A 13,196-nucleotide genomic window follows, 5' to 3' on the forward strand; every position below is an offset into this window, starting at 1 on the left:
ACTTTACGCATCCCTATGCTTCTTGGGAAAGAGGAACGAGTGAGAATCAACATAAATTCATTCGTCGTTTCATTCCAAAAGGTAACTCTATGAGTGACTTAACTCAAAGGGATTGTTTGAGAATACAACAATGGATGAATGATTATCCTAGGAAAATATTAGGTTATCAAACACCTCATGAAGTCTTTACTAAAGCCTTCAAAAAAGCAAGACAAGAGGAAGGACTCGTCAGTGCTTGACAACGAGCCTCCTTCAGCATGGCTGAAAGCCTGGGAAGCTGGCAGAAGCCAGCCTTGGAATGACCTATCATGCCTCAGCTCATTGTCAAGCACTGAACTAGATAGACCAATACAGTAAGTTAGTAGGTAACACATTGTTTACGATAAGTGGCTAACTTCAACTTGAAATTTCCGAAACTATAACTTAATTGTTTCAAGTAAATAGCAAAATATTAAGTTGTCAAAAAAATTCTTCTCTCAACTCGGTATGACTTTACTATCAAAAAAAGAACTGCAATTCATGAAATCTATCTACCTTAAAGACTGGAAAAGTCCGATCTATTTCAATGCTATGTGTTCTTAGTGAACGATTGACATCCTCAGACAGAAAGCTTAATGTTTCTGTCTGGTCTGTCTAGTCTAAATAATCACTCAAAAAATGTGCTTTTAAATCAAATTTTGCAACGAAACAATTTGAATACCTTCGGCAATCAACCGCTGATGGATTTGTTTAGCAAACGTTACTGCATTGGGACCATCCCCATGTATACAAATCGAATCGGCTTCAATCGGAATAACATTACCATTAATACTGGTAACAGTACCTTCTTTAATCATTTGGATAACCCGATTAATTGCATCATCGGGGTCTTCAATCATGGCGCCTGGTAATTTTCGATTCACCAATAAACCTTCATCCGTATAAGCACGATCAGCAAACACTTCCGAAGCAACTTTTAATCCACAAGCCTTTGCGGCTTTTAACATCTCACTACCAGATAATCCTAAGAAAACTAAATTAGCATCAAAACTGGCAACTGCCTCCGCTATGGCCATGGCTAATTCAGCATCCTGAGCGGCCATATTATATAAAGCGCCATGTGGCTTTACATGATGTAAGGTCTTTCCTTTTGCTTTAGCAAAGGCACTTAAAGCACCTAATTGATATAAAACATCATTTTTAGCTTCAGTAGGAGTAATAGACATTGGTCGGCGGCCAAATCCCATTAAATCATTCAAACCAGGATGAGCACCAATCGCCACCTCCTCTTTAACCAATAAATCGACCGTTTTTGCCATGACATTGGGATCGGCAGCATGGAATCCACAAGCTACATTTGCTGATGAAATATACTGTGCCAATGCTTGATCGGACCCAATTTGATAAGCACCAAAACTTTCGCCCATATCAGCATTTAAATCTACTTTTAGCATGTCTTTCCTCCTTCTAATCAAGATGTAACATACGATTCACAAAACCAGTATCCACATTACCTTCAACAAATAATGGATGACGCAATAATTGATACTGAAAATCTAAATTCGTTTCGACACCTAAAATAACCGTTTCGTCCAGTGCCGCGCGCATCTTCATAATGGCTGCCTCACGCGTTGGGGCATGAACTAAAATTTTGGCAATCATTGAATCATAGTCTGGCGGTATGACATAACCACTGTATAAAGCAGTATCGACTCGCACACCATTACCTGCCGGTAAATGTAAATGGGTGACTTCACCAGGATTCGGCATAAAGTTCTTCTCCGGTATTTCGGCATTAATACGACATTCAATCGCATGGCCACGTAATTGTACTTCTTCTTGTTTAAAACTTAATTTCTCACCATTAGCGACTCTTATTTGTTCAATAATTAAATCGGTGCCAGTCACCATTTCAGTCACACCATGCTCTACTTGTATACGAGTATTCATTTCCATAAAGTAAAAATTACCTTCATTATCTAGAATAAACTCTACTGTTCCTGCATTGACATAACCAACGGTGGTGGCTGCTAATACAGCTGCTTCACTCATTGCTTGACGGATTGTATCATCAATTGCGGGTGAAGGGGCTTCTTCGATTAACTTTTGGTGGTTACGTTGGGTAGAACAATCACGCTCACCTAAAGCGACCACATTGCCATGCGTGTCAGCAATGATTTGAATTTCAACGTGTTTTGGATTGACAATAAATCGTTCTAAATACATCGCATCACTACTGAAGGAATTAATGGATTCCAGCTGCGCCATATTAAACAAACGTTTAAATTCACTTGGCTCATGGGCTACTCGCATCCCTTTACCACCACCACCTGCAGCTGCTTTAATCATAACCGGATATCCAATAACTTCTGCTGCTTTTATCGCATCATCAACATCGTGAACAGTACCTTCTGTACCAGGAACAATTGGGACTCCAGCAGTCTTCATCGTTTGACGGGCATGAGATTTATCCCCCATCTTTTCCATCACATCCCCTTCAGGACCGATGAAAATAACGCCATGCTCTTGACAAAGTCTAGCAAAATTAGGATTTTCTGATAAAAAGCCAAACCCTGGGTGAATGGCATCGGCTCCGATATTAATCGCGGCCGTTAAAATACTTTCTTGATTCAAATAACTATTACGTGCAGGACCTTCTCCAATACAGATACGCTGATCAGCCAGTTTAACATGAAGACTATCTTTATCTTCAACAGAATAGATAGCCACACTACGGATTCCCATATTACGACAGGCACGAATGATTCGTACAGCTATTTCGCCACGATTTGCTACTAATAATTTTTTAATCATTGTACGACTCCTTCCGTTCCACTGTGATTATATTTTTTTCACGCGGAATAATGGTTGCCCGTATTCGACTTTTTGTTCATTACTTACTAATACGGCATCAATAATACAATCATAGTTGCATTGAATTTCATTCATTAATTTCATCGCTTCGACAATACAGACGGTTTCACCTTTTTTAACAGTATCTCCTACTGACACATAGGCTGGTACATCCGGACCTGAAGCTGAATAAAAAGTCCCGACAATGGGAGAGGTGATATACAAGTCTTGATCTGACTCTTCATTATCACTATCTTTTTCAGGTTTTTCTGCTTGAGTGCTAATAGCAGTTGTGGGTTGTCCCATTTCTCCTTTGCGACTCATTTTAATTTTAGTGTCACCATCTTCTATCATAAATTCTAATAAAGATGATTCTTCAACAATTTGTACTAATGCTTTAATTTTTTCTAAATCCATTATTCGTTTCCTCCTATTCAAATAACGTCGTCAAGCGTTTAGCCACTAAACGAACATCTAATACCTCTTGACAGGGTTGATGGATAGTATGGCGCATTTGACTAAATTCCCGTTGTTCTGCCAATAATAATTGTTGCGCTTTTTCGACTGAAATCGCCTCAAAACGAATTTTATGGTCTGTTTTACGTTGGACTAGTTTCGGGATATCCACCGAAGCAACTGTCGCGATTTTGGCATAGCCTCCGGTAGTTTGACGATCCGCTAACAATATAATGGGTTTACCATGAGCGGGCACTTGGATAGAACCAAAGGCGGTACCGTCTGAAATGATATCTGCTTTCCCCTTATGGGCAATATAAGGACCATCTAATCGACAACCCATGCGGTCAAAATCACTGGTCACCGTATATTCTTCATTTAAAAAGGTCCTTATTCCATCCGAGGTAAACATATCACTTTGAGGCCCCATCACTACCCGAATGATAGCTTCTTCTTGATCAAATTCATCCATATCTAAAGTCCGTGATGAGAAATAAGGTAGATAGCGTCGTTTTATCCGAAAGCCAATAAAATCATTTTCTTTTAGACGACGTCCTTTGAAGCCTCCAATCTCACTTTTAGTATTGGTTGAGCGACTGCCCATCACGACGGGAATGCTTAAATAACTAGAAAAAGCGATATACCCTCTCGTTCCAGTACGGGCTCCTCCAAACGATAAAACATCCCTTTTATAAACATAAATGGCGGTATACATCGGTATTGACTCATCATTAATCTTCGGCTGAAAATCGCCACCGGTAATCGCGATAATGGTTTCGGCTGTAAATTCAAGTGTTGGTCCCGTTAATGCAAATTCTAAAACAGCCTCATTTTCAGGATTATCAATTAATAGATTAGCAATTTTGAAAGAACGAACATCCATGACGCCCGCCACTCCGAATCCTTGGCTTTGATAGCCCATTCGACCAATATCTTGAACCGTCGTATAAATTCCGGCCTTTAATACTCTAATCCCCATGCTTACCCCTCCTCTACAACATTCACTTGATACTCACCAGCTGCAACTGCGGCTTCAATTTCTTGATAGGTCGCTTGGTCAACGGGTACAAAACGTATATAATCTCCTGCTTCAAATAAAATTGGTTCTTCTCGCTCTGGGTCATATGTTTTGATTGGCGTACGTCCTAACAATTGCCAACCACCTGGGGATTCTAGGGGATAAATCCCTGTTTGTGATCCACCAATCCCTACACTCCCGGCTGGAATTGCTTTTCGTGGATTATTCAAACGCGGAGTATGAATCCGCTCATCTAATCCCCCTAGATAGCTAAAGCCTGGCAAGAAACCTAACATATAGATTAAATAGTCGGTTCCGGAATGAATTTGAATTAATTCCTCCTTGGTCAATTGTGCGTTTTTCGCAATAAACTCAATATCAGGCCCATACTCACCACCATAACAAACGGGAATTTCAAAAATGCGTTTTTTTAGCTGATTATTACTGATTTCAATGGTTAATAAATCTTCAGTTATCTTTTTTAAACGTTGAAAAGTAATAATACGCGGATCATAATTGATTAATAAGCTAGAAAAAGCTGGTATAAAATCAATGACCCCTTCAATTTTTTGATCTTTAAACAATGATACCAAACCGGTAATCTTTTGATTAATTTTCGGATCAATTACGGCTCCCCATTCGACTAACATCGAAGCGTCACCATGTGGTACAATTTTTACTTCGCTCATTTTTTCACCTCATCTGCCATTGCTATGACTGCTATATTGATAACAGCCTTTCATAAAATCTTCATATTCTAATATTATCATAATTGGGAATGAACCAGAAATAGAAAATCAAATGATTTGCGCTTCGTCTGTTCGCCCCCGCACAGTGGAGTAAGACTCAAACAAGTCATTAAGACGCTGGTTAAGACCACTCAACCAATGCGCTTTTAATTAACGGACAATCACTTGATTGGTTTTATCAAGTTAATGCCTATCCTCATTAAGAATTTTTGAAGTTACTATACTCAAAACAAATAAAGGAGCAAGCACTCGGCTCAATACTCCTTTATACTCATTTTAGCTAAATAATTGACCCAAATTTCCCAACGATTGAATACCCATAAAAGCAGTTAAAATAACCACTATAATACCTAATACCCATAAAACTTTAGGGTGCTTGTAGTTGGGTCCCATAATTGCTGGATTATTGGCTGCTAATAAACTGATACCTAAAGTAACGGGTAAAATTAATCCATTAAATGAACCGGCTATTACTAATAGGGTCGCTGGATTACCTAAAAAAGCCATCACCAAAGTCGATACCGCAATAAAACCAATGATAACTTGTTTTTCATACTTAGCTACCGATTTACTTAGTGTTTTCAAGAAAGAAACAGAGGTATAAGCCGCACCCACAATCGATGAAACTGCTGCTGATAATAAGACTAAACCAAAGAAACGATAGCCAATTTCGCCGGCTCCTTGTTTAAAGGCATCGGCTGCTGGGTTGTTAGGATCAAGTGAAACACCTTTACTAATCACACCAAAGATAGCTAAGAATAAAAATACACGCACAATCGAAGCAATTGAAATCCCCATAACAGAACTTTGCTTAATATGTGGCAAGTTTTCTTCAGAGGTAATGCCGGCATCAATTAAACGGTGAGCGCCAGCAAAAGTAATATAACCGCCAACTGTTCCTCCTAATAAAGTTAAAATCGCTGTAAATAATGAATCACTCGTTGCTGTAGGAAATAGCGATTCTTTTAATGCTGTCCCAATCGGTGGTTGCACAATGAGAATGACAAGGAAAATAACGACAATCATAATCGCTCCCAATACTTTAGTAAAAGTATCCATCGCTTTCATGGCATCTTTAAGTAAAAAAACCATGATCGCGATGGCGCCAGCTAAAAAGTAACCAAACTGAGTTGGAATCCCTAATAAAGTATTAAATCCTAATGCTCCACCACCTACATTACCAATATTAAAGACTAATCCACCTAATACGACCAGAGCCGCGACAAAATATCCTAGACCTGGTAATACTTTATTCGCGACATCTTGACCACGTAGTCCAGTGACACATAAAACACGCCACACGTTTAATTGCACTATAGCTGCTAAAATAATGGTAATAATAATAACAAAACCAAAGCTACCTTGCAGATCATTGGTAAATTTAGCTGTTTGCGTTAGGAAACCGGGTCCAATTGCTGAAGTCGCCATAATAAAGGCTGCTCCAATTAAAGCACTTGTTTTCTTCTTCGTATCCATTTGAAATATTCCTTTCTAATATAAAATGATTTAAACTTATTATAATCAAATTTTAATTTATTAGCAAATTCTTTTTAACAACTCATGTTACATTATCTAACATCCGCAATGATATAGCCTATTTTCAGCTGTTTCAGTCAACAATAACTTAAGTATATTAAAAAAAGATGAGAAACGTATTCTCATCTTTTAGGACTGTTAATAAAATTTTTATTTTAACTTATTCAAAGTCGCCATCAATAATTTATTCACGACTTGAGGATTCGCTTGACCACGCGTTTGTTTCATCACTTGTCCAACGAAGAAACCAACTGCACGATCTTTACCATTACGGAAGTCTTCTAAAGAAGATTCATTTTTTGCAATGACTTCATCAATAATCGGTTGTAATTTAGCTGGATCACTCAATTGAACCATCCCACGCGCTTCAACGATTTCCTTCGCATCGCCACCTTCTTCAGCTAAAATCTTGAATAATTGTTTGGCGATTTTTGAAGAAATGGTGCCATCTTCAATCAATTGAATCATTTGTGCTAAATTCTTCGGTGTTAACTTGATTTCTTCTAGGGTGGTTTTCTCACTGTTTAAGTAAGCTGACACATCACCCATTAACCAATTAGAAGCTAATTTGGCATCAGCACCATTCGCCACTGTTTGATCAAAGAAATCTGACATTGTTTTCGTTAAAGTCAAGACCATCGCATCATACTCAGGTAAGCCATATTCTTTCGTATAACGTTGACGACGAACGTCTGGCATTTCAGGAATCGTGGCTTTCACCGATTCAATCCATTCTTCATCGATGGTGACCGGTGGTAAATCGGGTTCTGGGAAATAACGATAATCCGCTGCACCTTCTTTAGTACGCATTAAAATGGTTTTACCAGTTGCTTCATCATAACGACGAGTTTCTTGTTGAATTTTACCACCTGCTAGTAATATTTGCGCTTGACGTTTTTCTTCAAACTCTAAACCTTTACGAACAAAGTTAAAACTGTTTAAATTTTTCAACTCTGTTTTGGTCCCAAATGCTTCTTGGCCAAATGGACGAATGGAAATATTACCATCACAACGTAATGATCCCTCTTCCATCTTCACATCCGAAACTTCAGTATACATAATTTTTTCACGTAACGCTTCTAAGAAAGCATACGCCTCTTGAGGAGAACGTATATCCGCTTCGGTTACAATCTCAATTAAAGGGGTTCCTTGACGGTTAAAATCCACATAAGAATAGCCATCAGTACCGTGAGTGTTTTTACCCGCATCTTCTTCTAAATGGACACGTTCAATGCGAATACGACGAGGATGCCCTTCTACTTCGATGTCGATATAACCATTTTGTCCAATTGGATAATCGGCTTGCGAAATTTGGTAAGCTGTTGGATTATCTGGATAAAAATAATTTTTACGGTCAAAACGCATTTCACGATTAATCTCACAGTTTAATGCCAATGAAGCACGCATGCCAAATTCAATGGCACGTTTATTCATAACGGGTAATGCTCCTGGATAACCCCAGTCTTTTTCATTGGTATTCGTATTCGGTTCGGCACCAAAATGAGCAGGTGACGTACTGAATATTTTAGAATCAGTTTTTAATTCAACGTGGACTTCTAATCCAATAACAGTTTCAAAATTCATTTGTCTTACCTCCTATAATGTTGGTGCTTTTTGAACAAAGTCATGATTTTGTTCAAAATTATAAGCGACTTGATATAAGGTTGCTTCTGCTAATGGTTTAGCCATCATTTGTAAACCAATCGGCAATCCTTCGTGATCAAATCCAGCCGGTACTGAAATCCCCGGTAAACCAGCGATATTCGCCGTAACAGTTAATAAATCTTCCACATACATTGCGATTGGATCTTTAACCCGTCCACCAATTTCAAAGGCGGTACTGGTTGTAGTAGGTCCCATAATAATGTCATATTCTTCAAAAACTTTATTTAATTCATCTTTAATCATGGTACGCACTTGCGCCGCTTTTTTAAAGAATTTATCAAATTGTCCTGAACTTAATGCATAAGTTCCTAACATAATACGACGTTTCACTTCATCACCAAAACCTTCAGAACGCGACTTAACATAAACCTCTTCTAAAGTATGAGCGGATTCAGAACGGTATCCATAACGTACGCCATCAAAACGTTGTAAGTTAGAAGAAGCTTCTGCTGATGAAATAATGTAGTAAACATTAATACCATATTTAATCAATGGTAGCGATACTTCTTCAACAATCGCTCCTTGACTGGTAAAGTAATCAGCTGCTGCTTGCATTGCTTGACGGATATCTTCAGCAATAACCTCGTCCTTATACTCTTTAGGAAAAGCGATTTTCATCCCAGTTAAAGGTTGTCCGATTTTAGCACCATAATTCATTGGTAGATTAGGTAAGCTGGTTGAATCATGACGATCACGTCCAGCAATTACCTCTAAAATCAAGGCATTATCTTCAACCGTTAAGGTCATCGGTCCAATTTGGTCCAATGAAGAACCAAAGGCAATTAAACCATAACGTGATACAGTACCATAAGTAGGTTTTAACCCAACTAAACCATTAATGGCTGCTGGTTGACGAATAGAACCGCCAGTATCCGAACCTAATGAAGCTGGGACTTGACGACTCGCTACGACCGCAGCTGAACCACCTGATGACCCACCAGGTACTCGGTCCAAATTCCAAGGGTTGCGTGTTGTTTTAAAAGCTGAACGCTCTGTACTTGCACCCATCGCAAATTCATCTAAATTCACTTTTCCTACAATAATAGCACCCGCATTTTTTAATTTTTCAACAACTGTAGCATCATAAGTAGAATTAAAATCTTCTAGCATTTTACTTGCTGCCGTGGTTGTTAAATCTTTGGTGACGATATTGTCTTTGATGGCAATCGGAATACCATTTAAAACCGGTGCATCCTCACCATAGCCACGCTCATCAGCGGCTTTAGCATCTGCTAAGGCTGCTTCTTTATTTAAAGCTAAAAAACTTTCAACTTTCGCATCAATGGTTTCAATTTGGTTAAATGTGTGTTCCACTAACTCAACCGCTGTAAAATCGCCCGCTTTTAGGCCAGCTTTCATTTCTTTAATTGTTGTTGGAAATACCGTCATTTTATGCCTCCTCACTTTCAATAATAGCAGGTACTTTGACAAATCCATCTTGACTTGTTTTAGTGTTTTTCAAGAAGGCTTCACGCTCAGTACCACGAATGACTTCATCTTCACGGAACACATTAATTAAGTCATTGCCATGATAAGTTGGTTTGACACCTGTTGTTTCAACCTCTTCTAAATGTTCAACTAATTCTACGATACTATTAAATTCTTTCGCAAAAGTATCTAAACTTGCATCATCAAAAGCGAGTTTGGATAAATTTGCTACACGGATGATTTCTTCACGTTCTGTCATATTAATTCTCCTTTTCTATTGCTCATAAACATGCGCCGTAAATTGACTGTTTTCACCAGTACGCGTAATAATCGCTTCTGGACCATGAGCGGACACGATGCTAATTTCTACTGGTATGTTTTCTGGCAAGTTCTTTGTCGCCACATCTGTAACATGTTGTGTTAGAGCGGTGATTTCAGATTGTTGATAGAATTGTGAGACAATTTCAATAGTTATAGATGCTAAGCCATTATCAATATATAAGGCTTCACCGGTCACTCCATTTAAATGTGGGAAGAAGTTACGCACTTCATCACTAAAATTGTCAAAGAATGCATATTGTTCGCTATAATCGTCCGAAGATACTATTGGTAAAGCGACTCTATATTCATTTTGTTCAGTCCAATCAGAAATATAATTGCCTTCTCGTGAAATACCGTTCATCACATAAGTCCCACCAGCAATTTCATTGTTCGCTGTTTGTCTAAATAAGCCAACGACAATCGGCACATTACGTAAAGCTTCGGTATTACGTAAACGTCCTACGATAATATTAGCATATTGACGACCCCGTTCACGCATTTCACCTAAAGAAATTTCTTGTTCATAAGAAACACCTTCATCATCGGTATATTGATAAACACTATTCATCGCTAAACCAATCACCACGCCCGCTAATTGATAGCCTTCATCGGTTTCAACCATAATATTTTTCTCCATCACTTGCGTTAAGTAAATCGGTGTTGAATTCGAATCAACGATTACTTGATTTTCTTCAGCAGCCATAGTAGTCTCCTCACCTTCGGCCACGGTCGTCTCCGTGTCTGGGGCTGTTTCTTCTTCATTGGCTGCCAAGGCGGGGTTGAGCCCTTCTGGGTTATCACTCGACTCACGCGCTAGCCAATTAGTCATAGTATCCTCGTCAATAATTTGTCCTTCTTGTAGGAAATATTGATCAGTTGGGAAAATCCCTTTACTAATACGTAATAGCCCTTCTTCAAAAGCGATTGTATTTCCAGCAGAGCTTAAATTAGTATTACTACTGGAGGCAATTCCCATTTCATAGCGACCATCGGTAATAACCGCACGGTAATAATCCATTGAAAGTTGATTAGCAGTCGTTTGAACTGCTACTTGATCGGGTGCCATCGTCTCTTCAACAACTTCCTTATCTAATTCGCTTAAACACCCTGATAGTAAGCCGACAATTGAAAATAATGTCGTGACTTTCATTATGCGTTTATTCATTCAGTTAATTCACATCCTTTATATTCGTTCCAATAACTGAGCCTCATTATAGATCGTGATGCCTAAATCCTGGGCTTTCGTTAATTTACTTCCGGCCGCTTCACCAGCAACGACAATATCGGTTTTCTTTGAAACACTACTCGTTACTTTAGCGCCTAATGATTCTAATTTCGCTTGTAATTCTTTGCGGTCGTAATCAGCAAAACTACCGGTAATGACCACCGTTTTGCCGGTCCATTCCGTCGATAAATTTGCTATATCCTCTATTGTAACACCTTGATACGACATTTGCACTCCCGCATCTTGTAATCTTTGAATTAATTGATGCGAACCTTCTTCAGCAAAAAAGTTCACTAAAGATTGACTAATCATGATTCCTAATCCTTCAATACTGGTAAATTCTTCTAATGTTGCGGTCATGATTCGTTCCATGGTTCCAAATTTTTGGGCCACTAATTGGGCTGCTTTAGCACCAACATGGCGAATTCCCAAACCAAATAATAAGCGTTCAAGTGATTGTTGTTTACTCTCTTCAATTGCTTGTAAGATTTTATTAGCTGAACGATCTTTAATTTTGTCAAGTGTTAATAATTCTTCATAAGTTAAATAATATAAATCTGCCGCATCCTTTACTAATTCTTTATTCAATAGTTGTTCAATAACTTTTTCACCTAAACCGACAATATTCATCGCATTTCTTGACACAAAATGACTTAATTGGGCTAATTGTTGGGCCGGACATAAAGGATTTTGACAACGTAATGCCACTTCATCATTAATTCTAATTAACTCACTTTGACAAGCAGGACATTGATTCGGAATGGTTAAAGGTTGTGAATTGGCTGGACGTTGGTCCATTAATACTTCTAAAATTTCTGGGATAATGTCACCCGCCTTATGCAGATGTACCGTATCTGCAATACGGACATCTAAATCAGCAATAATATCGATATTATGTAAGGTGGCTCTTTGGACGACTGAACCCGCTAAATTAACCGGATCCATCACTGCCGTAGGCGTGACTACCCCTGTTCGCCCTACGGTCCATTCGACGTCCCTAACGACCGTAGTCGCTACTTCAGCCGGAAACTTATAAGCAATTGCCCAACGTGGTGCCTTAACAGTAAAACCTAATGCTTCTCTTAATTGGAAGTCATTAACCTTGATGACCACGCCATCAATATCATAAGGTAAATCATGTCGTTTAGCGCCTACTTCGTGAATAAAGTCCATTACTTCATCTTTGGTTTGACATAAGCGACGTAAAGGATTCGTTCTTAACCCCACCTCACTAAATTGATTAAATAACTCTTCTTGTGACATAGGATTAAAACTTTCCGTTAATATCGAATCATAAATAAAAGCATTTAATTGTCTTTGCTTAGCCATTTTAGGGTCAATTTGTCTTAGGGCTCCGGCAGCCGCATTACGCGGATTAGCCAATGGTACTTCCCCTTTTTCATCGCGCGCGGCATTTAAAGCCGCAAAGACCGCTTTAGGCATATACGCTTCACCACGAACTTCCGTTGAAATGGGACGACGTAGTTGTAAAGGAATCGAATTTATGGTGCGGATATTGTGTGTAATATCTTCGCCAATCGTCCCATCGCCACGTGTGGCCCCTCTGACTAATTTACCTGCTTCATAGGTTAAAGCAATTGCGAGACCATCGATTTTACATTCACACATAAAACTCACCGGACCGCTGGCGGCATTTGTTACTCGTTCAATAAAAGCCGCCACTTCATTTTCATTAAAAGCATTGCCTAAACTATACATTGATTGAGCATGACTCACTTTTTTAAAACCTTCTAACAATTGTCCTCCCACCCGTTGAGTAGGCGATTCAGGACGAATCCACTCGGGGTGGAGGGTTTCGATGTCAACTAACTCACGATACAGCACATCATAATCATGGTCTGAAGCTATCGGTTTATCTAACACATAATAATGATAGGCATAATCATTTAGTAGCTCAATCAACTGTTCTAAACGTTCAATTGAATTTGGTTGCATATTCTTCATC

12 protein-coding genes are annotated in these 13,196 nt (G+C 38.8%); 1 reads left to right on the forward strand and 11 read right to left on the reverse strand.

Features of this window, described 5'->3' with window-relative positions; all coding sequences use genetic code 11:
- Positions 1–239: IS30 family transposase (locus B5D12_RS08450; RefSeq protein ID WP_143412079.1), on the forward strand; the 239-nt coding region annotated here is incomplete at its 5' end.
- 426 nt (positions 240–665) lie between these two features.
- Here the strand turns inward: B5D12_RS08450 and B5D12_RS08455 are convergent.
- The 11 genes from B5D12_RS08455 to ligA all read right to left on the reverse strand — a co-directional run bounded on the left by B5D12_RS08455 (position 666) and on the right by ligA (position 13,195).
- A complete protein-coding gene (locus B5D12_RS08455) occupies positions 666–1,433 on the reverse strand; it encodes a LamB/YcsF family protein (protein ID WP_078756410.1) in 768 nt (255 codons plus the stop codon).
- A gap of 13 nt (positions 1,434–1,446) precedes the next feature.
- Complete coding sequence (gene accC / locus B5D12_RS08460; RefSeq protein ID WP_078756411.1) at positions 1,447–2,793, reverse strand: acetyl-CoA carboxylase biotin carboxylase subunit; 1,347 nt, start codon at positions 2,791–2,793, stop codon at positions 1,447–1,449.
- 27 nt (positions 2,794–2,820) lie between these two features.
- Positions 2,821–3,249, reverse strand: coding sequence for an acetyl-CoA carboxylase biotin carboxyl carrier protein (gene accB, locus B5D12_RS08465; protein WP_078756412.1), 429 nt, complete (start codon positions 3,247–3,249; stop codon positions 2,821–2,823).
- Positions 3,250–3,262: 13 nt separating this feature from the next.
- A complete protein-coding gene (locus B5D12_RS08470) occupies positions 3,263–4,267 on the reverse strand; it encodes a 5-oxoprolinase subunit C family protein (RefSeq protein WP_078756413.1) in 1,005 nt (334 codons plus the stop codon).
- 2 nt (positions 4,268–4,269) lie between these two features.
- Positions 4,270–4,995, reverse strand: coding sequence for a 5-oxoprolinase subunit PxpB (gene pxpB / locus B5D12_RS08475; RefSeq protein ID WP_078756414.1), 726 nt, complete (start codon positions 4,993–4,995; stop codon positions 4,270–4,272).
- Positions 4,996–5,331: 336 nt separating this feature from the next.
- Complete coding sequence (locus B5D12_RS08480) at positions 5,332–6,531, reverse strand: NRAMP family divalent metal transporter (protein ID WP_078756415.1); 1,200 nt, start codon at positions 6,529–6,531, stop codon at positions 5,332–5,334.
- A 210-nt stretch (positions 6,532–6,741) separates the two neighbouring features.
- A complete protein-coding gene (gene gatB / locus B5D12_RS08485) occupies positions 6,742–8,175 on the reverse strand; it encodes an Asp-tRNA(Asn)/Glu-tRNA(Gln) amidotransferase subunit GatB (RefSeq protein ID WP_078756416.1) in 1,434 nt (477 codons plus the stop codon).
- A 12-nt stretch (positions 8,176–8,187) separates the two neighbouring features.
- Positions 8,188–9,645: an Asp-tRNA(Asn)/Glu-tRNA(Gln) amidotransferase subunit GatA gene (gatA, locus tag B5D12_RS08490; RefSeq protein ID WP_078756417.1), complete on the reverse strand. Its 1,458-nt coding sequence runs from the start codon at positions 9,643–9,645 to the stop codon at positions 8,188–8,190.
- 1 nt (position 9,646) lies between these two features.
- Complete coding sequence (gatC, locus tag B5D12_RS08495) at positions 9,647–9,943, reverse strand: Asp-tRNA(Asn)/Glu-tRNA(Gln) amidotransferase subunit GatC (RefSeq protein WP_078756418.1); 297 nt, start codon at positions 9,941–9,943, stop codon at positions 9,647–9,649.
- A gap of 15 nt (positions 9,944–9,958) precedes the next feature.
- Positions 9,959–11,170, reverse strand: coding sequence for a CamS family sex pheromone protein (locus tag B5D12_RS08500; RefSeq protein WP_078756419.1), 1,212 nt, complete (start codon positions 11,168–11,170; stop codon positions 9,959–9,961).
- An 18-nt stretch (positions 11,171–11,188) separates the two neighbouring features.
- Positions 11,189–13,195 carry an NAD-dependent DNA ligase LigA gene (gene ligA / locus B5D12_RS08505; RefSeq protein WP_078756420.1) on the reverse strand — a complete coding sequence of 669 codons (2,007 nt, stop codon included), beginning with the start codon at positions 13,193–13,195 and terminating at the stop codon, positions 11,189–11,191.
- Between the last annotated feature and the right edge of the window lies 1 nt (position 13,196).

Origin of the sequence: Globicatella sulfidifaciens DSM 15739 (assembly GCF_900167405.1) — a bacterium.
In the GTDB taxonomy this organism is placed as follows: domain Bacteria; phylum Bacillota; class Bacilli; order Lactobacillales; family Aerococcaceae; genus Globicatella; species Globicatella sulfidifaciens.

Bases quoted from the DNA above. Each gene is read 5' to 3' on its own strand.
- B5D12_RS08500 (WP_078756419.1), bottom strand. From the start codon at position 11,170: ATGAATAAACGCATAATGAAAGTCACGACATTATTTTCAATTGTCGGC.
- gatC (WP_078756418.1), bottom strand. From the start codon at position 9,943: ATGACAGAACGTGAAGAAATCATCCGTGTAGCAAATTTATCCAAACTC.
- ligA (WP_078756420.1), bottom strand. From the start codon at position 13,195: ATGAAGAATATGCAACCAAATTCAATTGAACGTTTAGAACAGTTGATT.
- accC (WP_078756411.1), bottom strand. From the start codon at position 2,793: ATGATTAAAAAATTATTAGTAGCAAATCGTGGCGAAATAGCTGTACGA.
- B5D12_RS08470 (WP_078756413.1), bottom strand. From the start codon at position 4,267: ATGGGGATTAGAGTATTAAAGGCCGGAATTTATACGACGGTTCAAGAT.
- pxpB (WP_078756414.1), bottom strand. From the start codon at position 4,995: ATGAGCGAAGTAAAAATTGTACCACATGGTGACGCTTCGATGTTAGTC.
- gatB (WP_078756416.1), bottom strand. From the start codon at position 8,175: ATGAATTTTGAAACTGTTATTGGATTAGAAGTCCACGTTGAATTAAAA.
- B5D12_RS08480 (WP_078756415.1), bottom strand. From the start codon at position 6,531: ATGGATACGAAGAAGAAAACAAGTGCTTTAATTGGAGCAGCCTTTATT.
- accB (WP_078756412.1), bottom strand. From the start codon at position 3,249: ATGGATTTAGAAAAAATTAAAGCATTAGTACAAATTGTTGAAGAATCA.
- gatA (WP_078756417.1), bottom strand. From the start codon at position 9,645: ATGACGGTATTTCCAACAACAATTAAAGAAATGAAAGCTGGCCTAAAA.
- B5D12_RS08455 (WP_078756410.1), bottom strand. From the start codon at position 1,433: ATGCTAAAAGTAGATTTAAATGCTGATATGGGCGAAAGTTTTGGTGCT.